22 protein-coding genes and 1 pseudogene are annotated in these 24664 nt (G+C 38.3%); 5 read left to right on the forward strand and 18 right to left on the reverse strand.

The genetic code is table 11. The features are described 5' to 3' along the window. Positions 1-108 precede the first annotated feature (108 nt). From Q5W13_RS00635 to Q5W13_RS00690, 12 genes are all read right to left on the reverse strand, one after another. Positions 109-573: a PA14 domain-containing protein gene (locus Q5W13_RS00635; RefSeq protein WP_304444992.1), complete on the reverse strand. Its 465-nt coding sequence runs from the start codon at positions 571-573 to the stop codon at positions 109-111. Beyond that, a complete protein-coding gene (locus Q5W13_RS00640) occupies positions 503-2209 on the reverse strand; it encodes a sulfatase-like hydrolase/transferase (RefSeq protein WP_304444993.1) in 1707 nt (568 codons plus the stop codon). Before Q5W13_RS00640 ends, Q5W13_RS00635 begins: the two co-directional genes overlap by 71 nt. A gap of 27 nt (positions 2210-2236) precedes the next feature. Beyond that, entirely contained in the window at positions 2237-3778 is a 1542-nt protein-coding gene (locus Q5W13_RS00645; RefSeq protein ID WP_304444994.1) for a glycoside hydrolase family 30 protein, read from the reverse strand. A gap of 26 nt (positions 3779-3804) precedes the next feature. Continuing rightward, positions 3805-5085 (reverse strand): sulfatase-like hydrolase/transferase, encoded by a 1281-nt coding sequence (locus Q5W13_RS00650; protein ID WP_304444995.1) that lies wholly within the window; start codon positions 5083-5085, stop codon positions 3805-3807. Next, positions 5070-5453: a sulfatase-like hydrolase/transferase gene (locus tag Q5W13_RS00655; protein ID WP_304444996.1), complete on the reverse strand. Its 384-nt coding sequence runs from the start codon at positions 5451-5453 to the stop codon at positions 5070-5072. Before Q5W13_RS00655 ends, Q5W13_RS00650 begins: the two co-directional genes overlap by 16 nt. 103 nt (positions 5454-5556) lie before the next feature. Further along, on the reverse strand, positions 5557-6213 hold the full coding sequence (locus tag Q5W13_RS00660; RefSeq protein ID WP_304444997.1) for an SGNH/GDSL hydrolase family protein: 657 nt from the start codon (positions 6211-6213) through the stop codon (positions 5557-5559). Between the two features lie 151 nt (positions 6214-6364). Then, complete coding sequence (locus Q5W13_RS00665; protein ID WP_304444998.1) at positions 6365-7006, reverse strand: sulfatase-like hydrolase/transferase; 642 nt, start codon at positions 7004-7006, stop codon at positions 6365-6367. After that, positions 6991-7236, reverse strand: a complete 246-nt coding sequence (locus Q5W13_RS00670) for a hypothetical protein (RefSeq protein ID WP_304444999.1) — start codon at positions 7234-7236, stop codon at positions 6991-6993. The genes Q5W13_RS00665 and Q5W13_RS00670 overlap by 16 nt, the downstream gene beginning before the upstream one ends. Continuing rightward, entirely contained in the window at positions 7237-7842 is a 606-nt protein-coding gene (locus tag Q5W13_RS00675) for a sulfatase-like hydrolase/transferase (RefSeq protein WP_304445000.1), read from the reverse strand. Positions 7843-7910: 68 nt separating this feature from the next. Beyond that, positions 7911-9467: a RagB/SusD family nutrient uptake outer membrane protein gene (locus Q5W13_RS00680; RefSeq protein WP_304445001.1), complete on the reverse strand. Its 1557-nt coding sequence runs from the start codon at positions 9465-9467 to the stop codon at positions 7911-7913. Between the two features lie 10 nt (positions 9468-9477). Next, positions 9478-11841 (reverse strand): SusC/RagA family TonB-linked outer membrane protein, encoded by a 2364-nt coding sequence (locus Q5W13_RS00685; protein WP_304445002.1) that lies wholly within the window; start codon positions 11839-11841, stop codon positions 9478-9480. Further along, entirely contained in the window at positions 11729-12436 is a 708-nt protein-coding gene (locus tag Q5W13_RS00690) for a TonB-dependent receptor plug domain-containing protein (RefSeq protein ID WP_304445003.1), read from the reverse strand. Before Q5W13_RS00690 ends, Q5W13_RS00685 begins: the two co-directional genes overlap by 113 nt. A 401-nt stretch (positions 12437-12837) precedes the next feature. Between Q5W13_RS00690 and Q5W13_RS00695 the strand changes: the two genes are divergently transcribed. The 4 genes from Q5W13_RS00695 to Q5W13_RS00710 all read left to right on the forward strand — a co-directional run bounded on the left by Q5W13_RS00695 (position 12838) and on the right by Q5W13_RS00710 (position 18556). Further along, positions 12838-16956, forward strand: a complete 4119-nt coding sequence (locus Q5W13_RS00695) for an ATP-binding protein (RefSeq protein WP_304445004.1) — start codon at positions 12838-12840, stop codon at positions 16954-16956. A gap of 184 nt (positions 16957-17140) precedes the next feature. After that, positions 17141-17641: a sulfatase-like hydrolase/transferase gene (locus tag Q5W13_RS00700; RefSeq protein WP_304445005.1), complete on the forward strand. Its 501-nt coding sequence runs from the start codon at positions 17141-17143 to the stop codon at positions 17639-17641. Next, entirely contained in the window at positions 17619-18080 is a 462-nt protein-coding gene (locus Q5W13_RS00705) for a sulfatase-like hydrolase/transferase (protein ID WP_304445006.1), read from the forward strand. The genes Q5W13_RS00700 and Q5W13_RS00705 overlap by 23 nt, the downstream gene beginning before the upstream one ends. After that, a complete protein-coding gene (locus tag Q5W13_RS00710; protein WP_304445007.1) occupies positions 18074-18556 on the forward strand; it encodes a sulfatase/phosphatase domain-containing protein in 483 nt (160 codons plus the stop codon). Before Q5W13_RS00705 ends, Q5W13_RS00710 begins: the two co-directional genes overlap by 7 nt. Positions 18557-18559: 3 nt before the next feature. Here Q5W13_RS00710 and Q5W13_RS00715 read toward each other — a convergent pair whose 3' ends face one another. From Q5W13_RS00715 to Q5W13_RS00740, 6 genes and pseudogenes are all read right to left on the reverse strand, one after another. Next, the gene (locus Q5W13_RS00715; protein ID WP_304445008.1) at positions 18560-19084 is read right to left on the reverse strand and encodes a L,D-transpeptidase; all 525 of its coding nucleotides are present in this window, start codon (positions 19082-19084) and stop codon (positions 18560-18562) included. Next, positions 19072-19545: a hypothetical protein gene (locus Q5W13_RS00720; RefSeq protein WP_304445009.1), complete on the reverse strand. Its 474-nt coding sequence runs from the start codon at positions 19543-19545 to the stop codon at positions 19072-19074. The genes Q5W13_RS00715 and Q5W13_RS00720 overlap by 13 nt, the downstream gene beginning before the upstream one ends. Positions 19546-19598: 53 nt before the next feature. Then, the gene (locus tag Q5W13_RS00725; protein WP_155597086.1) at positions 19599-19997 is read right to left on the reverse strand and encodes a SpoIIAA family protein; all 399 of its coding nucleotides are present in this window, start codon (positions 19995-19997) and stop codon (positions 19599-19601) included. 116 nt (positions 19998-20113) lie between these two features. Next, a pseudogene (locus Q5W13_RS00730) lies at positions 20114-20787 on the reverse strand (ABC transporter ATP-binding protein). 11 nt (positions 20788-20798) lie between these two features. After that, positions 20799-22061, reverse strand: coding sequence for an ABC transporter permease (locus Q5W13_RS00735; protein WP_304445010.1), 1263 nt, complete (start codon positions 22059-22061; stop codon positions 20799-20801). Continuing rightward, positions 22058-23140, reverse strand: a complete 1083-nt coding sequence (locus Q5W13_RS00740; RefSeq protein ID WP_304445011.1) for an efflux RND transporter periplasmic adaptor subunit — start codon at positions 23138-23140, stop codon at positions 22058-22060. Before Q5W13_RS00740 ends, Q5W13_RS00735 begins: the two co-directional genes overlap by 4 nt. A gap of 219 nt (positions 23141-23359) precedes the next feature. Between Q5W13_RS00740 and Q5W13_RS24475 the strand changes: the two genes are divergently transcribed. After that, on the forward strand, positions 23360-24658 hold the full coding sequence (locus tag Q5W13_RS24475) for an HAD-IC family P-type ATPase (RefSeq protein WP_368662390.1): 1299 nt from the start codon (positions 23360-23362) through the stop codon (positions 24656-24658). Positions 24659-24664: the final 6 nt, after the last annotated feature.

Here is a 24664-nt window from a genome sequence, read left to right on the forward strand (position 1 = left end):
GTACGGCATTGTATATTTGGTAAAAATCTTAAAGCACTTTTTGAAACAGTCCTAACGTAAAACCAATTTATAGGAATCTTAAAGCTGAATAAAATAGCTAGCTATTTCCTAATGGGACAAAACCGACTCAGAAATGGCTTCTTTGCCAAAAGTAGGTCCGCTCCATTCCAAATTGAATTGCGGATTTCCCTTTTTACCATTTTTTAAATAGAGCTTGATCGGGTGTGTTCCGGCCTTAAGTTTGTATTGTCCGCTCATGTTAGAATTCTTTATGTATCCGTAATCGGCATCAATAACAGTAGACTCATGAATACGCAGTATTCCTCCAGAATTAGCTCTTAGATAAAAAGTATAGTCTCCATCCACAGGTACTTCTATATATCCTTCAAAATAAAGGATACTAGTATTTTCCGATGTTTGAACCTTAGAATTCATATGTGCAGTTATCCCTGTTCCTATAGGAGTTAACGACTCAACAGATGGCACCCAACGGAATTTCCCTTCATACGATTTCCAAATAATGCCTTTCTCCAAATCCTTTACCGCAACGCCCGGAACCAAGGCCTTGGTCATAAGGTCTTACTGCAGTCGCGTTTGGCATACGACGTTGCAGAACATTGGCTTTCATTTCTTCCTGAAGTGCTGTAAAATCTGCAGAACTAGCTAGGTTTACAGATTGGTTCATATCATCGATTACATTATAAATTTCAAAATCATCTTTTTCCGATTGAATATCATATCTAACTCCCACATAATCGCCCTTTCGTATCATCTGCATTTGATTACGACGACGGTCTTTTAAATCGGAACTAAAATCATCATAACCTGGTGTTTTTCCGTTTTGAAAGTATTCAACATAGATAGTACTAGGCGATTGTTTTCCTTTCTCCGTTAATGACGATAACAATGAGATTCCATTAGAAACCGCAGGAGCCGGCAAACCTACTATTTCAGAGAACGTAGGCATCCAATCATAAGAAATACTAGGACTGGAAATAACCGTTCCCGGTTTAACAGCTTCAGGCCATCTTGCTATAGTGGGCATACGTAAACCTCCCTCCCAACAGTCTCTTTTTATTCCTGTAAAAGGTCCGTAGCTACCAAAAAATGTTGGTACAATAGGCTGGTCCTCCAAATAGGATTCTACAGATGGTCCATTATCAGAAGTGAATATCACCAAAGTATTATCATCAATTTTCAAGTCTTTTAAAAGTTGAAGAATATCGCCCACTGCAGAGTCTATCCTACGCGTATCCGTAGCATACCTTTTGTAAACATCCGTCCACGGAACTGACTTTTTACTATTTTCAGGAACGTAATTAGCATCGGCATAATCGGGGTGAATCCACGAGTCCACTTCGCCACTAGCGGTATTTATCATTTTACCCGGTTCACCAAGCCATTGCAGCCCCCCGTTTAGTCCGCCTCCTTTAGGATATGCCTCTGTAGGCAACTCCAAAACGGCATGCGGTGTATCATAGGCCAAGTACATAAAAAATGGTTTGTCTTTTTCCTCTCCCTCTTTGTGATCTACAATCCATTTTTTTGCAGCAGCAGTCCATAGATCAGCAGTATAACACTTGTCTAGGTCAGGGGTTATATTCGTTCGGTTTTCGTAAACTTCTTTGGTACCGCGGTATATCCCTTCCTTTGGGTAATGCTCGTGTCCATCGCCATGTCTCATATATCCCAAGTAATAATCAAATCCTTGATTTAGGGGGTGTGAAGGCCAATTTGGTGCTTTTCCTTTTCCCTGCAATCCCCATTTGCCTATGGCCGCTGTCTTATAGTTTGCTTCTTGTAAAATAGACCCTAAAGTGTGGTTGTAAGCCAAGGCCTTATCAAACTGATTGTCCCTAATATTAGCATGCCCTTGGCTTTGCCCCAATAGTAACGATGCCCTAGAAGGTGCGCATACAGGTGCCGCGGAATAATGTTGCGGCAATAAGGCACCTTCATTGGCCATGCGGTCTAAATTGGGGGTAAATTCCTGTGGTGCGCCCTTTCCATTCTTGATTGCCCGTTGCTTTTGAAAAAGAACCCCTAAATCTCCATATCCCAAATCATCCGTTAAGATGAAAATTATATTGGGTTTTTGGTAAGTATCAGAAGTAGCATCTACCGTGGTTTGGGCAGTTAAACTACAACTAGCTATTATAACTAAAATTCCAATACTAGTAATGGATCGTATTTTATTGAAATGCTTCATATTTAATTCTTGCTATACGTTTAAAATCTATTTTAATTGAAGAACAAAAGTGGTTATTGATTTTTCACCTACCGTGAATATTCCGTCCGTCAGTTTTCCTAAAACTTTACTTTTCAAATTTTGCTCAGTATTGGTCACATAACTCGTAACCTTTACATATGATTCAGAATCTAAATTCAACTCTAAATCTACAGCTGCTTCTTTTTGGTTTACTGCCACAACAACTACGCTGCCATCCTTATTTTTATATGCGGAAACCAAAACTCCGTTCTGTAACGTGTCGGTCAAGTCCCTATCCGCATAACTGACGGAAATTCGACTAGCTCCAGGCCTGATAAATCGTGCATAATTACCAAACGCCCACAACAGTTTTGAATCATAGATAGCACCATCTGCAACATTTTTATCATGATAGACCAAGCCATCTTTAAAATCATACGGACTCATAGCCAACCACCAGTGCCACGCACTTGCATTGGCAATTGTAAGATCAGCATGAATTACCCGTGCCACGTATAAGGCGGTTTGCATACCCAAGCCCCTGCCCTTTCCTTTAATTTCTTCGTTGTTTTCTAGGATGCAATATTCACTCATCCAATATTCCAAGTCTGGATATTTCTGAAGCTTTTCTGCAATGCGTTCTCGCTCTCTTTTTAGCTTTTCCACAGGCCAAGTCGTAAAATAACTATGCGCAGCTACTTTAGGCGCCAAGGTGCTTAGACTTCCTAAATAATGTGGACTTGTGGGATTGAAGAAAGTTTCAATCTGGTCACTTCTATTCTGGTGTTTCTTCTTTGTTCCCGTTACATAATCGATAGCTCCGGCTTCCGTAATTTCTATTTTAGAGTTGATTTTTTCAAGTTGAAATATCGAATCGATTACCATAGCGGCCACAGCCAATTCAGTATTGTTCCAAGGCGAACCTTCTTGCCCACCTTTCCACTCCCATTGCGGTTCGTTAAACGGACTCACATAATCAAAATCTATGGCTAAGCTATCTTTAAAGTGATGAAGTATATCTGTTAGAAAATTGGCATAGGCAGCATAATTATCACTACTCAAATTTGCCGATAATCCATCGTCCGAATGTGCCTTTCTGTTTTTAGTAAAGTAAATAGGCGGACTGTTTACAAAAGCAACAAACTGATCCACACCTTGCTCTTTAGCAGCCTGTAAGAACCAACGCTGTCCTGCTTGTTTTTGCCAGTCATACGTTTCATTGGCTTGCAGAAATCCTTCGGTTCTTCGCCATGGGTCTTTTATACCGCTATCATCGCCCTGTATGGCGCTTCCTGCTCCTATATTAAAACGCCAAGCGGTTAAACCAATCCCTTTGGGCGAACCCGTTGCATCGGTTTCGGTACTGAACAGCCATTCGGCTACTTTGCTTTTTTTGGCTTCAGGCCACAGCCCTACATATTGCGCTGCCCAAGCATCCGAAGCTCCAAAATTATGAATGGTCTGAAAAGTAATAGCAGCATCAATATTCACCTCAACAACAGCTTGCCCTTGCGCCGATAGGAAGTAAAAACTGCTACTCAATAAACTTAGTAAAATCCATTTTTTCATCAGCTTTCTAAATATCTTAATTCCTATTATTTCTTAACTACACTTGGAACCTTCATTATGCTACCCCCATTACTGAAAAATCCATTTTTTAAATCGCCTTCACAAGCTTTTAAAAGTTCCTTTTTAAGTGCTTCCAGTTTATCCGGATGCTCATCTGATAAGTCCTTTTCTTCTTTGTAATCCTCAGGTAGAAAGAACAATTCAAAGACTTCTTTTTTTAAATCGGTTCTAATTTTCCAGCCCTCTTTGGTAACTAAAGTGGGACCGGTATACGAGGAATACACCACAGATTCATGACCATTATCTATACTAGTGCCAAGCAATTCATCATAGTACGAAATACCATCCGTACGGAACGGTTCGTTGAAACCAGTAACCTCTGCAAGTGTGGCTACCAAATCATAATTAGCGACAAGCCGCTTAGTAGTTTTTCCCGGTTGTATTTTAGCGGGCCATCTAAAAATAAGCGGAACCCTAATCCCGCCCTGAAGATTACTTCTTTTCATACCTGCTTGGCCACCATTACCATCAAAAACATCTCCTGCGAGATTGCTATAATATTTATGCTCCACATCGTTAAACCGTTTGCCTGTTTCTATATTCGCATAGGGTTTTAAAACCCGCCCTTCTTGCGCATAGTAGATTTCATGCCCGTTATCTGCCGTAAATATGACAATGGTATTCTCATCTAATTCTAATTCTTTTAATTTTTGCATCAGCTGTCCCACATTATCGTCCAACATTTTGACCATAGAGGCGTATTCCTTTTCAATAGGCGTAAGCCTATCGTCATTTACAAAATCTGGATGTATTTTAGGAATGGCCACAGGACCGTGTGGTAATTGTGTGGGGAAATAAAGGAAGAAAGGATTGTCGCGGTTGGTTTCTATAAAATTGAGCGCTCTATTCATAAAAAGGTCTTGCGAATAGTGAACCTTCCCCCTCATATCATGTCTATCCGTGAGGTTCTCAGGTGTTTCCGGCTCACCTGTTTTTCCTGCATTAGCAAGGGTGTTTCCTTTAATATTTACCTTTTTACCATTTTCAAATAAGAAAGGTGGATAAAAACCATGTGCTCTAACATGGTCTAAGTATCCGTAATAATAATCCCAACCATGTCTTTTCATTTGCTGGTCCGTAGCCGAAAATCCCCATTCTAACTTCCCGATTTCAGCCGTTTTATATCCTGCTTCTTTTGCTACTTGCCCAAGAAATACCTGATCTGCAGGTATGGGGCGTAGCGCTTGATTTATGTTGTTTTCAACTTCGGCTTGAGTAAGATTATGTGTACTTATTTTCTTATACATTGCCCTGGCGTAATCTCAAATTTCTGAGCGTGGCAATCCGTAAGGCCTGTAATAAGGGATGCTCTAGCTGGAGCGCACAACATATTAGCGTATGCATTTTGAAAACGTAATCCCCCACTAGCTAATGCATCTATATGTGGAGTTTTTATGATTTGTTGCCCTTCATGCCCCAACAAACCTATTCCCAAATCATCTGCATAGATTAAAATAATATTGGGCTTTCTCTCTACGACATCTTTGGTTTGATTGGTATTTGATTTACAAGAAAAAAATAATACGAATGAACTCAATGCTACTAAAAAGAATATTCTATTCATTGCTGTTTTAATTTTCAATCCGCCTAAAGTATACCTAAGGCAAAATTTCATTAGAAAGAAAAATAGAGGTTCAAAACTGAACCTCTATTAAAAAAAACTCAACTAACTAAAATGATTTTCTTCAACTTTCTGGTTTGGTCTATTTGAAAAGGATTCAATTCGCTATCAGGTCTTTCTCTATATACTTTACCACAGATTTAGAAAGTAGCTCGGAACCTTCTTTGGTATAATGAACATTACCCGGGCCTGCAGCATGTTTTTTATGCACTTTTTTGGAAATCTTCCCTAAAGGGTTCACCGTAATCCCATACTTCTTCATTACCGCCAAAGCTTCTCTATTATATATCTTTTCTGCATTTGCAAAACGGCCTGCTTCTCCTTCCGGAACATAACTTGTAGTGGCAAAAATGAGCTTAGCGCCCGTCTTTTGCAAACGGATAACCAAAGTTTCCAAATTCGCTCGGTATTCCTCTGGGGTATACGTAACCGTACCTTTTATTTTATCTCTATTTCCCACTTTTTTTGAGTCTGGATGCCGGTAACACAAATCCCATAATCCCCAATTAAAATGGATAATATCCCATTTGGTGTCACCTAAATATTCATCCAATTTTTCTAGTCCAGTACCCGTGTGCTGGGCATTACCTTCATTATGAACCACATTAGCCCTATCCTCTAAAGCTAGTTTTACAAAAGGGGTATACCCTATGGATATAGAATCTCCTATGATCAAAACATTAGGCCGTTTATCTTGTACGAACCCTACTAGAATTGCGCACAGAATGACAATGAGACTCAGTTTATTTTTCATAGGTACTTGTGGTTATTTTAGTGTTCTAGCTCTTTCTTTTAGCTACGGATTAAAGTTTGTCCTTAAAGGAAATAAAGAGGTCCGAAAATTGGACCTCTTCAAAAAAAAACAATTAACTAAAACTAACGATTAACTAAAACTAACGATTATCTTATTTGCTGTCTAAATAGGTCTCTTGACTGAAAGTAAACACATCAGAAGGCGTACGTGCATTTTCAAAAAGCGTTTTCATTTCCTTTATGACTTCTGGGTTTTTCTCAGCTACATTATTCTGCTCCCCAATATCTGTAGTAAGGTCGTATAGTTTAATGGCAACATCTGCCCCACCGAAAACATCATACTTTACCGCTTTCCAATTATCTTTACGAATGGCCTGTCTACCGCCTTTTTCATGAAATTCCCAATACAGGTATTCATGATTTTTTTGCAAGTCTTCGTGACCTAAAAGTGTGGGTAAAAATGAAATACCATCTAAGCCTTCAGGCGTTTCAATACCAGCTATTTCTGAAAATGTTGGAAACACGTCCCAAAAAGCAGATACCAGCTCCGTTGTACTTCCCGGTCTAATTTTTCCAGGCCAAGCCGCAATCATAGGAACTCTAATCCCACCTTCGTAAAGGTCTCTTTTTGTGCCTCGAAACGGTCCATTACTATCAAAATATTCTGGGTCTGCGCCACCTTCTGTATGCGGGCCATTATCTGAAGTAAAGACCACTACGGTATTATCCGCAATACCTAACTCCTCTAACTTTGCCACGATTTCTCCAACTTGCGCATCTAATAATTGTACCATGGAAACAAATGCCGTGTGCGGTTCTTTTTGTGACCTATATGGCCCTTGGTTAAACTCTGGACCATCATCAACACCTTCATAAGGTGTTTCTGGAGGAATTTACCTCTGTTTTTCTCCATGATTTCTTCAGGAGCAGCCAATTCCGCATGTGGAATAATAGATGCCACATATAAGAAGAACGGATTGTCTTTGTTCAATTCTATAAACTCCAACGTTTTTTCATGAATCAACTATGGTGCGTAAGTCCCTTTATTCTTTCCTAAATTCCCTTTGAGCACCAATGAATCTTTATTTGCCCATAGATGGTCTGGGTAATAATTATGCCCCAACCGCTGACAATTGTACCCAAAAAAGGTATCAAAACCTTGGTTTAAAGGATCCCCTTCGGAACCAGGAAATCCAAGTCCCCATTTCCCAAAAGCACCTGTAGCATAGCCTGCTTTTTGCATAGCCTCCGCCATAGTAAAAGTATTATCCGGTAAAGGATATTGGCCTTCTGGCATGATTTCTTTATTTCCCCTAACAACAGTATGCCCTGTGTGCATACCAGTTAATAATGCCGACCTAGAAGGTGCACAAACCGTACTACCCGAATAGTGCTGCGTGAAAAGCATGCCTTTCTCTGCCAGCTTATCTATATGAGGCGTATTGAACTTTTTCTGACCATACGAACTTAGATCGCCGTAGCCAAGGTCATCTGCCAATATGTAGACGATATTAGGTTTAGCATTACTAATTTCAGTAGTAGGCTCAGTTGCTTCGGCTTTGTTTTTTTCCTTGTTCTTACACGAGAAAACCAAAGTGCCCAGCAAAATAAAATAAAGAAGTTGTTTCATATTCTAATCTTAGTAAGTACCACGGAGTAAGAAATCATACTCCGTGGCAGTTATACTTATCCTTTTAATTATCGGTATCCATTGTTGGTGGGGTCTGATTCCAATAACTTTGGATTCAGCTCTAACTGGTTTTGAGGTACAGGCAACAAAACATGATATGGCTGAATGTTAGCCGCTGGATTGTTCCACGGTCTGTGTTGAACGGTCTGTACCGTTTCTAACAATATGCCCCAACGTATAAGGTCCATTCTTCGGTGGCCTTCTGCACTTAGCTCAAACTTACGCTCGTCATATATTGCCTCTCTAAATTCTTCTTTAGACATGCCTGTCCATGGTTGGTCTGGCTCAAATGCTCTTTCTCTAACTTTATTGACATAGAAATAAGCGCCTCCAGGACCGTTCAATTCATTTTCAGCCTCTGCCGCCATTAAATATACATCAGCTAAACGAAAGACAATATAATTTTCTGGGTGATTGCCACGTAAGGAATTCTCTTGATCCAAATTCCAGTTCTTTCTAAAATAAGGAAACGCTAATTTCCATCCCAAATACTCAGTAACAATGGTAGCATCATACCTAAGGTCTCCTTCTTGCCAGTTTTCTTGTAAAGCAAATTCTGGTAAAGGTACGGACCAACCGTAACCGGTCATATCTTCGGCTTGATCACGTAATAGACCTTGAAATATATCTACTTTAGTTCCTGAAACACCGTTTACAATAGTATCGTTATTTCGCCCTGCAGGTTCATCTCTAATACGCGGATTGTAATCATCTGTTCTTGTGGTAAACAAACCATCATAATCGGCTTCAAAATCAACTACATAAATATGTTCGTCGTTGTACTGATTGCTTGGGTCTGACTGATCAAAAACATCTGCATAATTATCTAATAACCGGTGTGCTCCACCATCTATTACAACATCACACTCCGCTTTTGCCAAAGCCCATTCCTGATCAAAAAGGTGGTATTTTGCCTTTAACGTTGCGGCAGCCCATTTACTAGCTCTACCTAAATCGTTACCAGAGTAAGCACTAGGCAACAAATCAAAAGCTCTTGCCAAATCTTCTTTCATAGCACTTCTTATCTCTGCTTTTGGAGTTCTTCCTAATACAGACCTTTCCAAGACAGGTAACTGCTCTGTATAAAAAGGTACGTCTCCCCATAAATTGGTTAAGTGATAATACGCCAGTGCTCTTAGAAAAAGTAGCTCACCCAATCTACTATCTCTAGCCTCTTGAGTTAAACTTTCATTACCCTCTATATTAGAGATAAATTCCGTTGTATTATTAACCACTTTGTACAACTGTATCCAAGTTCCGTTGCCATCTGCAGTTCCTTCCTGAATTAAGTAATTATGAATAGAGCTGTTTACATCTCTATTGGCGGCTTGTATATCTGCACCACTGGTGTAATAATTATCTAACCCACGTTGTCTGTACACATTATTGTCTTGCAACAATCTATACACCCCATTTACAGCCAATTCCGCTTCTTTATCATTTGTAAAAAAGGCATCTGGTGTAATTTGATCTCTTAAATCCTCTTCCAAGAAATCATCGCATGAGCTTAAAACAAGAAAGCCCATAAGTAGTATCAAAAATTTACTCGTTATATTAGTTTTCATATCTGCTTTTTTAAAATTCTACTTTTATACCTAAGGTTATTGATTTCGCATACGGATATTGACCTGATGCAAAACCTTGGGAAACAGAATTAAGACCGCTTCCATCGCTAAAATTATTTACCTCAGGATCACCCAAAGTAAAGTCTGTAAAAAGTAAAAGATTTGTTCCGGTAACATAAACGTTCAGTGAACTGAACACATCACTAAGCCCTCCTGATTCTAAAGGCACATTGTAATTTAAAGACATGGTTTTTAATCTTAGGTAAGAACCATCTTCAATATTTAAACTACTATTAGGATTAAATAGACTGTTGGATGGTCCTGCTCTTGGAACGTCTGAAGTTTCATTTACACCAGCTATCCAGCGATTTAGAACAATTGGGTCAACATTTTGTTCGCCCCTACCAAAATAAGCCGTTTGTGAACGTACATTATAAATTTCAGCACCATAGCTTCCGTGAAAAAAGACATCTAACGAAAGGTTCTTATAGGTAAATGTATTTCTAAACCCACCGTAAAAATCCGGTATAGGACTACCTAGTACTACTGAATCCTCATCATTAATATTAGAATCGCCATTAACATCTTCGTATCTAGGACCACCAATGAATGACCTTCCCTCTCTACCGTCTGCAATAATCTCATCTGCGCTTTTATAAGTTCCCAAATATTTTGCGCCGACAAAAGTAGGTAGTGATTCTCCAACGATTAACCTTGCAGAATTACCACCTTGATTTCCGGTGGATTGTAAAGTAATATACTCTTGACCATCCAACTCCAATATCTCACTTTTATTAGAAGATATACTTAGGTTGGATTCCCATTGGAAATTCTCATTCTCTACGTTAACAGTATTTAAACCAAATTCAAAACCACTGTTTCGTACAGAACCTAAGTTTTGTAATTGGGTTGTGGAGTTCGCACCCACTTGCCCAGACAGGGCTACTGCTAATAATAAATCTTCGGTTGTCTTTTTATAATAATCGGCTTCAAAAGTTAGTCTGTTATTAAAGAAACCCAATTCAATACCCAAATCTAATTGTTTGGTGGTTTCCCAACTTAAACCGCTACTTGGTACATCGCCAACTGCCACCCCATTTATTAAGGAGCCATTAAATACCGTTGTGGTATTATTATAAGTTGCTAAAGAATTATATGCTTTGACCCCTTGCTCTCCAACAATACCGTAACTACCTCTAAGCTTAAACCTGTCAATGACATCAGAGTCCGCCATAAAGTTTTCCTCGTCTACATTCCAAGCGGCCCCTATAGAAGGGAAAAAGGCATATTTATTACCCGTTTCAAATACAGAAGAGCCATCATACCTACCAACCAACGTGAGCAAGTATTTACTTTTGTAGCCATAGTTAACACGACCTAGGAATGAACTTAAGGTACGTTGACTATATCCCGAGCCTACCACTGCTGTTGAAGCATCACCTAAAGCTAAATTATTGAAAAGCACAACATCATTAGGAAATTGATCAGCCTCAGAACGGGTACTCTCATTATTATCCTTTTGCCAAGTAAAACCACCTAGCACTTTTATAGAATGATCATCTAAATCTAAGTTGTAGTTTAACGTGTTTTCATTCAAGATGCTCTTCGTGAAATTCGTATTGATCCGACCAAAACCTCCATTTACCCGCTCTGGTAAAATACATGGTAAATAGTTGTTCTGCTTCACATAATTTAACTGAGCACCAAAAGTAGATTTGAAAGAAAGGTTTTTAGCTATTTCGTATTCTACATATGCATTGGTTATCACTTGAGTAACCAAATCATGGTCTACACGTAGTTGTATATCTGCTTCTGGGTTACGTTCCAATCCTGCACTAATAGGGTTTTCGAACGAAAAACTTCCATCTTCCAAATACACCGGACGTATGGGTAGTACTTGGGATACAATCCCACCATAATCTACTTTGTTATTCTCTATTTTGTAGTGGGTAATATTAGCTCTAATACCTGTCTTAAACCGATCCGAAACTCTAACGTCAAGATTGGTTCTGAAGTTTACCCTTTCTAATCCAGAGCCTCTAAGAACCCCTTTTTGATTGAAATAATTTCCAGAGATAAAGTAATTGGCATTTTCAGAATTCCCAGTTACGGATACATCCGTATTTGAAATAGAACCCGGTTGTTCCACTAAATCCAACCAATCTGTGGTAGTCGTAGTTTCTGGATTTAAAACCAATGGTAATGTACTATCCGTAAGTCCAAAACCATCTGGTCCCGGTGTAAACTGATACGATTCATTTTTATAGTTCACAAAATCTTGCCCGCCAAGAATATCTATACGGTTTGCCGTTCCTTGTAAACTTTGGTAATGATTTATGGCAACTACCGGTTTCTGGCGCCATGCCTTTACCATTTTTAGTAGTAATTAAAATTACCCCAGAAGCACCCCTTGTACCATATATAGAAAGTGCGGTGGCATCTTTTAATATTTCAATAGAAGCAATATCGTTTACGTTAATCGTATTCAGGTTAAAACCTGTTCCTGCAATGAAACCATCAATAACATATAACGGATCATTATTTCCGTTGATAGAACTATTACCCCTAATACGAATAGTAGAACCAGAACCCGGTGTACCATTGTTGGAAGTAACCTCTACCCCAGTAGCACGCCCTTGTAAGGCTTGATCTACTCTGGCTACAGGTTGGTTTTCCAAAACATCTGATTTAACTGAAGATACAGAAGACACTAAATCTTTTTTGGTAGATGTTCCATACCCAATAACGACTACCTCTTCCAAAAGAGCCACGTCTTCTTGCAGTACCATATTAATGGTAGTCTCGTTTCCTACCGAAATACTTTTGGTAACAAACCCCAAATAACTAAATTCTAATGTAGCACCCTCGGCTGCTTTTATAGTATAGTTTCCATCAAAATCGGCCACGGTTCCTACTGTAGTTCCTTTTACTAAAACATTCACACCCTGGTAGCGGTTGGCCAGACTCATCCGTAATGGTTCCTGTTAAATTTTGCTGTGCCTGAAGCGACACCATGCCGAAGAACAGCAGTAGCAATAACATTCTTTTTAAATTCATAGTGGTTTATTGTTAGTTAAATAGTGGCCCTTTGTTGAGTTAAAAGCCTTAGGGTAAATATATTCTAGAGTTTTAGCGCATTTATCTCATATTGGTATACATATGTTGCAGATGACCGTTTTACGGGCTCTAGAGGCGACTCATGCAACATTTATATCCTATATTTAGTACATATTTTAACCCTTTACCACAGAATTACACGCGTACATCTCAACTCAGCTTAAAAAAATAACCCAAAAACATAGTTGGCTTAACCAGATTATTTATTTGAACTATACCATACTTAAAAGACCACTTTGACCAAACCGCTCTTATGAAACAAGTTCTCCTCTTTTTAATACTACTTTGTTCAGGGGTAAATTGTGCCGCACAAAACACCAATACCTATTTTCATTCTTTACATATAGATGATAGCCGTTTTAATAAAAGAACCAACGTTATCTACGAAGATCATTTAGGCTATTTATGGTTAGGTACCGATAGTGGGTTATATAGATATGATGGTCATTCCTTGGTTGAAAATCAATATGATGTCTTTGATGAAAAATCTATACCTAACAACAGTATTAATTCTATTATAGAAGACAGCTACGGGAATTTATGGCTTGGCAGTGAGAGTTACTTAATACTCTACCATAGAAAAACCAATAGCTTTAAAGGGTTTTACAAGAACAATACAACTGGTATTCTTGGCAAATCTAAAGATGGTACAATATGGGTGAATCTAAAAAATACTGGTATTGTTAAGGTTGTTCCGCAGGAGGATATAGGTAACATTGAATTTCACACCCAACTGAACTACAAACAGAACAGTAAAATCTGGACCAACGATAAAACCATTAACGACTTCTCCGAAGACCTCTTTGGACGAAATTGGTTCGCTACGCCCAAAGGCATCTTGGCACTCAATACAGATGATATGTTGGTAGAAACGGGATTCTCTAAAAATGTATCCTTTCTAACTCCCTTAGAAAACAACACTTTATTGGCTGCTACAAATGAGGGTATGTTTCTTCTTCAATATGGTAAAACCGATTTTCAACTCAAGATATTGGAAACTATAGACGTCTTCAATAAAAAGAATCAAACCAACACGGAATTTACCTCTATCTCAACAGATTTAGGTTCAGCAACTATTTGGGCCAGTACCCAATCCGGTTTGTACAAAGGGGAAAAAACCAATACTTCATATGTTTTTACCAAAATAACCGATGGTCAAAAGACCGACAGTACACCTTATGAAAACCGAATAAACTCTTTAATTATAGATCGATATAAAAATCTATGGGTGGCTACCAATAAAGGCATCAAAAAACATATTGATAGGAATTCAATTTTTGAATATACTACCATCAATAACAATCTAAACAACCACTTTACCCAATCCCTGTTAAAAACAAATAAAAATGAATTGCTGGTAACCTATAATCATGTTGGTTTATACAGTTACGATTTAAAGACAAATACCAATAGATTACTAGCTGCCGCCAATGAAGATTATAGCGTTGTAAAAGAATATTATTCTCAGAAAGAAATACTTTTTGCCTCCGGAAAAACCCTTTTTCTCTCTAAAAATTATAGCGACCATACTAAAAAGGTACAATTTGATACGCTCAAAAAATACAACTACAACATACGTGACTTGGTTCCTCTGGGTAAAGATGAAATATGGGTTGGGCTTTGGGGCGGAGGAATAAGTATAGTAACCCCTAAACAGGAAAAAAATGCTTTTAAAAGCAAGGTCATTTCTACCCTTTTTGGAAAAAATGTCTCAGTAATGCATCTAGACCGTAATCAAAATATGTGGATTGGTACCCGTGGTGACGGCCTTTTTAAGGTAAACTTGATTAATGAAGAAATTAAAGTATTCAACCCTTCATTGAAAGATGGCCTGAGTTCAAATGCTATTTTATGTCTGCGTGAAGATGATAAAGGCAATCTATGGATAGGCACCAGAGGCGGCGGTCTCAATTTTTACGACCAAGCAGCCCAAACTATTAAAAGCTATGGTAAAAATGAAGGCTTAGTGTCCACAACAGTTGCTAGTATTGAAAGAGATGTTTCTGAAAATTTATGGTTAAGTACCCGAGACGGTATTTCCAGATTTGATATCAAAAAAGAAAAATTTGTCAATTTTAGTATTGAAGATGGTGTTACCGAGAGTCACTTTACATTTAATTCAAGCGCAGTTGGTGAAGATGGAAAAATCTATTTTGGTTGCCCCGGAGGCTTCTTTTCGGTAAACGCTAAAAACTATAAAAAGGAATCATCAGTACCCAACACCATAATAACGAACTACACCATTTTTGGAGATTTTGACAAATCAAATACCGCCAATAAAGAGAATCATTCAAAAAAATATCTAAATACTACAGACAGTCTTAAGTTAGCACATAACAGAAATAACATTGCTTTTGAGTTCTCTACCTTAGAATTTACCGCGCCCAATAAAAATGAATTTGCTTATATACTTGAAGGCACAAATGATTTCTGGCACTATACAAAAGCATCTAACAGAAATGCCAATTACAATGACCTACCTCCGGGCAGCTACACCTTTAAAGTAAAAAGTTCTAATAGTGACGGGGTCTGGAACGATAATCCAGCCACTTTTCATTTTCAAATCAGCCCTCCTTATTGGAAAAGTAATATGGCTTTTATTCTATATTTTCTTCTACTAATAACTTCCATTTATACTACTTGGCTAGTTATTAAACGCTGGTATAGATTAAAAAAGAAACTAGTAGCGGAAACGGTAAGTAGAGAAAAAGACAATGAAATGAACCGCATGAAAATGGTGTTCTTCACTGATATTTCTCATGAGTTACGTACGCCATTAGCCCTAATTCTAGGTACTATTGAAAAAGTGGTGAAAGAGAAAAAGTTTACGTTAAGCCCTATCACCTCTCAAAGAATTTACAATAATACCTTAAGAATGCACAGGCTTATTAATCAGTTGATGGATATCCGGAAATTTGACGAAGGGAAGCTTAAACTACAGATTTCTAAAAACAACATCGTTAACGATATTGAAATTATCAAAAACGCCTTTAATGACTTTGCTAAGATCTACGATATAGACTACCAATTTGTTACAGAGGAAACTAAGATTGTGGGATGGTACGATGTAGATATTCTAGAAAAAATTCTATTTAATCTCTTGTCCAATGCATTCAAATACACTCCTAAAAAGGGAGTCATTAGGGTTTCATTAGGACTGGCCTCTGGAAGAGAGAAAAGTCATTTCAGTAAAAAGTTTAGAATGGGTTCCTATATTAAATGTAGTGTTAGGGATAATGGCATAGGTATTCCGCAGGAAGATATTGAGCAAATTTTTGATCGCTATTATCAAGCTACTAAAAAATACAGTAATCAAATACCTGGGACGGGAATAGGGATGGAATTGGTGCAAAAACTCATCGAAAGGCATCATGGTACCATACAAGTAGAGAGTGAGGAAAATACATTCACAGAATTCACTTTCTATCTGCCGATTCACAAAAACCGATATCTTAAAAAAGAGCGCATTGACCGAGGTACACCTCTTACCAAGAATTTTATTAAAAACTCTGAATTCCAAGTGATTGAAGAAATTTCATCAGAATTCGAGACAAAACCTAAAGCGCTCCAAACGTCCAAACCATTAATTCTACTTGTAGAAGATCATGAGGACCTAAGATCTATGGTAAAAGATGAATTAAAAACCGATTTTAATGTAATTGAAGCATGCAACGGTAAAGAAGGATACACTACCTGCTTAGCACATCGGCCTGACCTAATTATCTGTGATATTCTTATGCCCATAGAAGATGGTATTTCTATGTTGCAAAAAGTAAAGGATAATCCAGAAACAAAGACCATCCCTATTTTTATGCTCACCGCTAAAAACTCTGAGGAAACAAAAATTGAGTGTCTTAGCTTAGGTGCGGATGATTATATAGAAAAACCGTTTAGCCTAGAATTTGTAAAGTGGAAGGTAAAAAATACGTTCAACACTCGTGAAGACCTCAAAAGTAAATACAGTAAAATTATTACACCAGAACCCTCTGAAATAGAAGTAGATTCTAACGATGAAAAATTTATACGCAAGCTGGTAACCATAATAGAAGAATCTATTGATGACAAACATCTTAATGTTGAATTTTTAGCTTCTGAGGCTGGTATGAGCAGGGCCAATTTGTACCGTAAAGTACAAGCCATTAATAATGATACTCCTGTAAATTTTATAAAACGAATTCGTCTGAAACGAGCTGCCCAGTTATTAAAAAATAACAAAATGTATATTTCAGAAGTTGCCTATATGACTGGTTTCAGTAACCAGAAATATTTTAGCAAGTGCTTCAGTAAAGAATATGAAATGAGTCCTACAGAGTATGCCAAGCAGTTTTATGAAGAAGCGAATACAACCGTTAATATATCTAATGAGCAATAGATAACCATCCCTTTATCATACAAGTTCAACATTTGTATCCCTTAAACGACTCATTATAGCCCTTTGTAATCTGTGGAATATAAATATTTTCACAGTTCTATTATCCCAGAACGCTATCCCTTTAAGGAACGCTAATCAGCTGAACTAATTAGATGCCCATATGACTCTTCCCATTAATAAAACCTTGTGCACAACACTGGTATGTATATATGCATTACACTCTTGCAAACCTGTTAAAATCGACATAACAGAGCACAAAAAACCAAATATCGTTCTTATAAACATAGACGACCTTGGTTATAAGGATGTTGGTTTTATGGGTAGCCAATATTATGAAACTCCAAACTTAGATGCTTTGGCGGAAGAAGGCATGGTATTTTATAATGCCTATGCGGGTGCTGCAAACTGTGCCCCTAGTAGAGCCTGTCTTATCTCTGGTTTAAATACACCTAGGCATGGTGTTTATACGGTGAGTCCGTCTGATAGAGGAAACACAAAAAACCGAAAATTAATTCCGATTAAAAATACCGACCATCTCAATGACTCCATTTTTACCCTTCCTCAGATGCTTAAATCAGCTGGGTATGTTACAGGTAGTTTTGGCAAATGGCATGTGGGTAACGACCCCAGTATTCAAGGAATTGATGTTAATATAGGTGGAAGTGCAAAAGGAAACCCAGAGTAAAGGCGGTTACTTTCCCCCATATAAAATAGACAACATTACCAATGGCGAAAATGGCGAATACCTAACGGATAGGTTGACGAACGAAGCCATAAGTTATATAGAGAAAAACAAAGACACTACTTTTTTCCTTTACATGCCTTATTACACGGTGCATACGCCTATTATGGGTAAAAAAGAATTAGTAGCCAAGTTTGAAGCGAAAAGCGGGCAGAATGGACAAAATAGACCAGATTATGCTGCAATGGTATATTCTATGGACCAAAATGTGGGCAAGTTGTTACATGCTTTAAAACAAAATAATCTTGAAGAAAACACCGTAGTAATTTTCACCTCGGACAATGGAGGCATACGGGCTATCTCCGAACAGAATCCGTTAAGAGCGGGAAAAGGTTCCTATTACGAAGGTGGTATTCGGGTTCCTCTGATTATAAAGTGGTAAGGAAAATAAAACCAAAATCGACCTCTACAGTAGCCGTCAGCAATTTAGATTTCTACCCCACACTTCAGAATATTGCAAGACCTCAGAACAAAGCTAAACTTCTTGATGGTGTAAATCTTGAACCTATTTTATATGGAGGCGAACTCGCTGAACGTAACCTCTATTTTCACTTCCCCATCTATCTTCAGAAGTATGACCAATTAAAAGACCAAGGCAGAGACCCTCTTTTTAGAACTCGCCCAGGTTCCGTAATTATTTCAGGAGAATGGAAACTACATGAATATTTTGAAGACGGAGAATTAGAACTTTATAATCTAAGGACTGATATAGGTGAGAAAAATAACATAGCGAAACAAAACCCAGCTAAGACCAAACAGCTTTATGAAGAACTGAATATATGGCAAACACAAACGAAAGCTCCCGTTCCTACTATAGCGAATAAGGCGTATGACCCTACTCATCTAAAAGAACAGTAGCAGCTACTTCTCTACCCCATAAATATCTTTTAAAACAGAAACTACCGAACCTTCAAAATGCGTGTCTAGGTCATACCGTATTCTTACTTTCGTGCCCAACGGAGCGTAGTAATAAATTACCCAAGCATCTGCTTCACGAGTACCTATGCACCCATGTGAATAGGCCTTTCCTAAAGTTTTGGGATTGGTTGTAGGGTGAATCATCTGTCCGTTTCTGACACCATTAATTTCGGTTTCCATCCATGGAATTTGAGGCATTTGCGTAAGTTTTCCATCGTCACGATGCGTTACATAATATGGCTTACCGTTTACGGGATTATAAAAATCAGGATGCTTGGCATGTCTAACAATCGTTCCCTCTCCCGTTTTGGTTCGCAAATCCGTTATACGATCTCCCATTTTCAGGTAGCGTTGTTTATCCTGTCCTACCCTCACCGTAAACTCATCCTTTAAAATAGAATCCTGATAAATACGAAGCTTAAATTCAGGGATGTTCACATCAATCTCCGTATGGGCTAAATCGTCCAATATATGGCAGGCTTTTGTAGAATCCGGAAGATGTAATACACTTCTTTTGGCAGTGCTATCATTTGTCTTTGATCATATACAAATGAATCTCTGGCCTTCATACGGTAATAATCCGTATTTGCCAGCGTATCTATAATCCACGGATTATTACGCACCAATAGATGTTCAGATAACGGATAGGGCACAATAGAATCATAGCGCACCACTAAGGAGTCTATATACTCAAAATACTCAGCTATTCTAACGTTTCGGGATACGTTAATGTCCTCGTATGTTTTTACTTTTTTAAAGGGTACATGCGCTACTTCTTCCTTAACAGGTTCTTTTTCAGATACCAACTTGGCTTGGTCTTTACACGAACCCATGCTTAAAATCAACATCAGCATTAAAAAAACACCTAATAACGCTTTTTGTTGTAGAAAGAAATTCAGCTTTTCTGGGGACTTTAAGATATGTAGCATGTTGGTCTGACTATTTGTAACTGGGTAATCTAACACCCAACTTTACTGTTATTCTAACTTGGTTCATATTCATTAGGAGCTACAAATTGGAATGCTTCCTCTAGTTGCGTAATATCAAAATAGCGTTCTTGATATCCTTTCTGCAGCCTTTCAAAAAAAACATTATCAATAGGAATCAGTGCTTTCAAAATCTTAGAGTGCGCCACAATAGCTATATTTCCTATTTGTCTATAATTTCTTAGAATCCAGATGATGTCTTCCATGAACACCTTTGTTTTACTCTTACTTACATTTAGTTCGTCTAGTTTAACCAGCACATTTACATAGCCAAAACCTTCTTCTACTTTCTCCTTAAAGAACTTTTGTGCCAGTTTTTCATCTGTTCCGGTGAATTCGTCAATAACTTCTAACGCAAGTGTATTTCCTTTGTACGTTCTTATTTTTTCAATCATGGCCTTAGTTTTAAATATACTGAAATGAGTCCAAACGGACTATTATAAACACATCAAAAGTAAGGGCTAAAATTCTCCCATACCATGACTTGAGTCAGCAGAAACTAAAAGAAAAATTAAGAAATAATTCTACCGTCCTCCATCTGAATAATACGATCGGTACGCTTGGCAAAATCCTCATCATGGGTGACGATCAATAACGAAAGACCTTCTTCTTCTTTCAGTTTTTTAAAGATATTAAAAACGTTATCCGCATTGTGGCTGTCTAGGTTTCCTGTGGGTTCATCACCCATAAGAATTATAGGATTGTTAATTAAAGCCTGGCAATGGCCACCCGTTGCTTTTCACCACCCGAAATACGAGAAGCCCGTTGGTTGGCGAGATAATCTATTTTTAGCATTTCCAGCTTTTGCATGGCATCTCGTTCAATATCTGCGTGCGATTTCTCATTCAGTTTCTTTGCTGGAAGCATCACATTTTCCAAAACACTAAATTCCGATAACAAATAATGAAACTGAAATACAAAGCCAATATGCTTGTTCCGGATGCGAGAAAAATCTTGATGCGGTTTTCCGGTAACCAATTCATGGTTCAGATACAATTCGCCCGTATACTCCGTATCCATCGTAGAAAGAATATAGAGTAAAGTAGATTTCCCCGAACCGGATTTGCCCATAATAGAAGCGAACTCCCCTACTTTTACTCCAAAAGAAATGTCTTTGAGCACATGAAAGTCTTTGGGCTTATAAAAATGCTTATTGATGTTTTTTGTTTCAAGAACATACTCCATTGTTTCCATCTTTAAGTTCCACGAATTATACGAACAGGATCTATGCGCCTAGCCTTTGCGGATGGAAACCAACCGGCAATAAAAGTAGAGAGCAGCGCAAAAACGATTCCTATTACATAATACCCAATATTATAACTTATAGGGTATGTGGTTATCGTAGGCAATGCAGACGTTTCAAAAGCTACGTTATCTATTAGACGAGCTAATCCATACCCTACCATCAAACCCATAACACCACCAACCAACCCAATGATCATAGCTTGGCTTATAAAAATGAGCTGTACGTCCAAACCTGAAAATCCTATTGCTTTTAAAATGGCAATATCCTTCATTTTCTCATAAATAAGCATGTTCAGGATATTATAAATACCAAACCCGGCCACAATCAATAATGTAATGGAAACGGCATACGTAATGAGGTCTCTAATGTTAGAACCGGTCTCAAACTGTGCATTGGCTTCGTTAATATCCGTAGCCTTTATCGTGAACTGTTTTTGAAGGCGTTTTGCTAAAGCGGGGGCTAACGTAATATCATAAAGTCTAATATTAATATCCGTTATATAATTCTGTGCTTCGCCCATAATACGCTGTACCGTCTTGAGGTTGGCATAACTTTGAATGTTGTCTACATCTGCCACCCCACTTTGGTAAATTCCGACAATCTTGAGTGGAAAAATATCTCCGCCAACTGTACTTATCTGAACTCTTTCCCCAACCGATAAAGACATTTTTTTGGCAAGACCGGAACCTAATATAATTCCGTTATCTGTATTTTTGAGCGCTTCTGGAGTTCCCTTAGTAATATAATCGCCCATACTGGTTAGTCGTGTTTCCTCCATAATATCCACACCTACCAAATTGCCGCTTAAATCAATAGAACCGGACAAGTAGAAGATTTGTGCACGGAGCTGGGGTGTTGCCCCTTTTACTTCTTTATCCTTTTTTAGATACTTTAAAATGGGCAAGGCATTATGAATTTTCTTTTGGCTTTGTCTAGGCTTGATCGAGTGTACGATGTTGAAGGAGTTTTTAAATTCTTCATAAAGCGATACGGGTTGCGTTTCGTTAGGTTCAATTTCATTATACAGGTGAATATGAGGAGTTTGGCTCAAAACCATACCATCTAACATTTCATTAAGTCCGGTCATAAAACTGATCAGCGTAATGTAAGCTCCAATACCAAAAGTAACGCCCAATGCAGCTGTTGCCGAGGACTTCATTTTTGTTACCAAATGGGTTTTGGCAATGTTCAATATGACTCTCCAATTGATCATTGTTCCGGTTTTAAAAGCTCGGTCTCTTCGCTAATACCTTTTGTGATTTCTATACGATCTAAGTTGTATAAACCCGTAGTTACCTCTACTGTACCATTGGCGGTCTCTACCTTGTTCCCATCAATTAGATAGTCTTTAGGAATAGTCAGTACATCCTTTCTTTTAGCAATGACAATGTTGCCCTCGCCTGCCAAACCGGGATATAGAATTTTTGGGGGATCGTCAAAACTGGCTTCTACCGTAAAAGTTTGTGAGCGTTCATCTTTACGGGGATAGATTTTATCTACCGTAGCCATAAAAACTTTGGATGGATAAGCATCTAGTGTAATCAACGTTTTTTGACCGAGGCTCAATTTTACAATATCTACCTCGTCTACCAACATTTTAATTACGAATACCGAATCGCTTCCAACTGCGGCAATGGGTTCCATAGTGCTTACGATTTCTCCGGTTTCTTTTAGAAGTTCATAGACCTTACCATTGATTTTACTGGTTACCGTAAAGTCTTTGGTATTTATCTGCGCAGATTCATAGTTGTTACGCGCTTGACTCACTTGGGTCTTTAGTTCGTTCTTGGTACGGTCATATTTACTCTGTAACAAGTTTAAATTATTACGGGAAAGCTCATATGCCAGTTTGCGATTGTCAAAATCTATTTTTGAACCTATTTCTTGTTCCCACAAACGTTTCTGTCTGTAGAAATTAATGGAATCATTATGAAAAGATAGTGTCGCTGCTTTTATTTCATCTTCTAAACCCGTGAGAACAGCGGCACTCCCGTTATAGTTTTCCTGTGCCAACTTCAGTGAAAGTTTCGCATTTTCCGTATTCAGCTTAGGTGTATTATTGATAATTTGAAGTAATGGCGTTCCCTTTTGAACCAAGTCTCCCTCTTCCACCAAATTGCGGTCTAAAATTCCGCCTACGGCCGCGTATACTTTATACAGGCTGTCTGGTTGAACGATGGCAGACGCATATACAGATTCTGTTAGCTCTGTTTTTTGAGGAAATACTTTCTCTTGTTCGTCACCACAAGACTGTAATGCGAATATGAAAACCAATATAATTAAATAGCGCATAGTATGTAAATTGCTCATATTCAAATTAAAGGGAAATTCCATTCAAAGAACATGAGATAAGTCATGCTATTAATGATTTCATCTAAAAAAACATAGTGCAACCCATCATTAGGAACGTTAAAGCACTACTATATTTACAAGAATCAATTTCCTGTTTCAATATGATATAAATCAAGCTTTGTATATTTTATTTCGCCTATTTTTGAGAAAAGGGAAATCATGGCCATTGAAAATTTTGGTATAAAGGGATTGACCGACGATCAGGTTGTAACATCCAGAAAGACCCACGGTGCCAACTCATTTACTTACAAAAAGAAAAACGGATTTCTAGAAGCCCTTAAAAGTATCCTGAAAGAACCGATGATTCTTATATTGTTGGTGGCTTCTTCCATCTATTTTATCACCGGAAATTTTGGAGATGGCACCTTTATGGTTGCTGCCGTTATATTGGTCGGTTCCATATCGCTCTATCAAGATTCTAGAAGTCGAAAAGCTTTAGAAAAACTAAAGAACCTTACTGAACCCAACTGCAGGGTCATCCGCAACGGGGTTACCGTAGAAATACCCAGTGAAGACCTTGTTATAGGCGATAGCCTAATTGTAGAAGAGGGCACGATGATTCCCGCAGATGCAACTATTGTACACTCCAATGATTTTTCTGTAGACGAAGCTACGCTTACCGGAGAATCGCTTTCTGTTTTTAAAGACGCCTCCTCTGCGAACAATACTATTTTTAGTGGCACCACTGTAGCCAGTGGTTTGGCCATAGCTACAGTTACAGCCATTGGCAACCATACGCAACTGGGTAAAATTGGCAATAGCCTAGATAGTATTGAAGATGAAAAGACACCTTTAGAGCTGCAAATAGCCAATTTTGTAAAACAAATGGCCATTTGGGGCGGTATTACTTTTCTATTGGTTTGGGGTATAAATTATTTTAACTCCCATAATATCCTAGACAGTTTACTAAAAGCACTGACGCTTGCCATGAGTATTCTGCCCGAAGAAATCCCTGTGGCATTCACCACCTTTATGGCTTTAGGGGCTTGGCGTTTAATGAAGTTGGGAGTTGTAGTTAAACAAATGAAAACCGTGGAAACTTTGGGTAGTGCCACCGTCATATGCACGGATAAAACGGGAACGCTCACCCAAAATAAAATGAGCCTCGTAAGGCTATTTTCCATTAAAACTGGAAAAATAGCTTCCACCGAAGCTATACTTAAAAATGAGGAAAAAGAGCTTATAACCGTTGCCATGTGGGCCAGTGAACCCATACCTTTTGATCCCATGGAAATTTCTCTGCATAATGCCTACGCAAAGCAGACGGATGTAGACGAAAGACCAAAGTATCATATGATTCACGAATACCCTTTAGGAGGCAAACCACCTATGATGACCCACCTGTTCGAAAACGAATCTGGGCAACGTATCATTGCGGCTAAGGGCGCTCCAGAGGCTTTAATACAAATCTCCAACCTCACTGCAGAAGAAAAGAAAAATCTGTTTACGCTACCATAGATGAGC

The organism is Zobellia laminariae, assembly GCF_030553095.1.
Taxonomy (GTDB): domain Bacteria; phylum Bacteroidota; class Bacteroidia; order Flavobacteriales; family Flavobacteriaceae; genus Zobellia; species Zobellia laminariae.

Bases quoted from the DNA above. Each gene is read 5' to 3' on its own strand.
- Q5W13_RS00635 (WP_304444992.1), bottom strand. From the start codon at position 573: ATGACCAAGGCCTTGGTTCCGGGCGTTGCGGTAAAGGATTTGGAGAAA.
- Q5W13_RS00640 (WP_304444993.1), bottom strand. From the start codon at position 2,209: ATGAAGCATTTCAATAAAATACGATCCATTACTAGTATTGGAATTTTA.
- Q5W13_RS00645 (WP_304444994.1), bottom strand. From the start codon at position 3,778: ATGAAAAAATGGATTTTACTAAGTTTATTGAGTAGCAGTTTTTACTTC.
- Q5W13_RS00650 (WP_304444995.1), bottom strand. From the start codon at position 5,085: ATGTATAAGAAAATAAGTACACATAATCTTACTCAAGCCGAAGTTGAA.
- Q5W13_RS00655 (WP_304444996.1), bottom strand. From the start codon at position 5,453: ATGAAATTTTGCCTTAGGTATACTTTAGGCGGATTGAAAATTAAAACA.
- Q5W13_RS00660 (WP_304444997.1), bottom strand. From the start codon at position 6,213: ATGAAAAATAAACTGAGTCTCATTGTCATTCTGTGCGCAATTCTAGTA.
- Q5W13_RS00665 (WP_304444998.1), bottom strand. From the start codon at position 7,006: ATGGTACAATTATTAGATGCGCAAGTTGGAGAAATCGTGGCAAAGTTA.
- Q5W13_RS00675 (WP_304445000.1), bottom strand. From the start codon at position 7,842: ATGAAACAACTTCTTTATTTTATTTTGCTGGGCACTTTGGTTTTCTCG.
- Q5W13_RS00680 (WP_304445001.1), bottom strand. From the start codon at position 9,467: ATGAAAACTAATATAACGAGTAAATTTTTGATACTACTTATGGGCTTT.
- Q5W13_RS00685 (WP_304445002.1), bottom strand. From the start codon at position 11,841: ATGGTAAAGGCATGGCGCCAGAAACCGGTAGTTGCCATAAATCATTAC.
- Q5W13_RS00690 (WP_304445003.1), bottom strand. From the start codon at position 12,436: ATGAGTCTGGCCAACCGCTACCAGGGTGTGAATGTTTTAGTAAAAGGA.
- Q5W13_RS00695 (WP_304445004.1), top strand. From the start codon at position 12,838: ATGAAACAAGTTCTCCTCTTTTTAATACTACTTTGTTCAGGGGTAAAT.
- Q5W13_RS00720 (WP_304445009.1), bottom strand. From the start codon at position 19,545: ATGCTACATATCTTAAAGTCCCCAGAAAAGCTGAATTTCTTTCTACAA.
- Q5W13_RS00725 (WP_155597086.1), bottom strand. From the start codon at position 19,997: ATGATTGAAAAAATAAGAACGTACAAAGGAAATACACTTGCGTTAGAA.
- Q5W13_RS00735 (WP_304445010.1), bottom strand. From the start codon at position 22,061: ATGATCAATTGGAGAGTCATATTGAACATTGCCAAAACCCATTTGGTA.
- Q5W13_RS00740 (WP_304445011.1), bottom strand. From the start codon at position 23,140: ATGCGCTATTTAATTATATTGGTTTTCATATTCGCATTACAGTCTTGT.
- Q5W13_RS24475 (WP_368662390.1), top strand. From the start codon at position 23,360: ATGGCCATTGAAAATTTTGGTATAAAGGGATTGACCGACGATCAGGTT.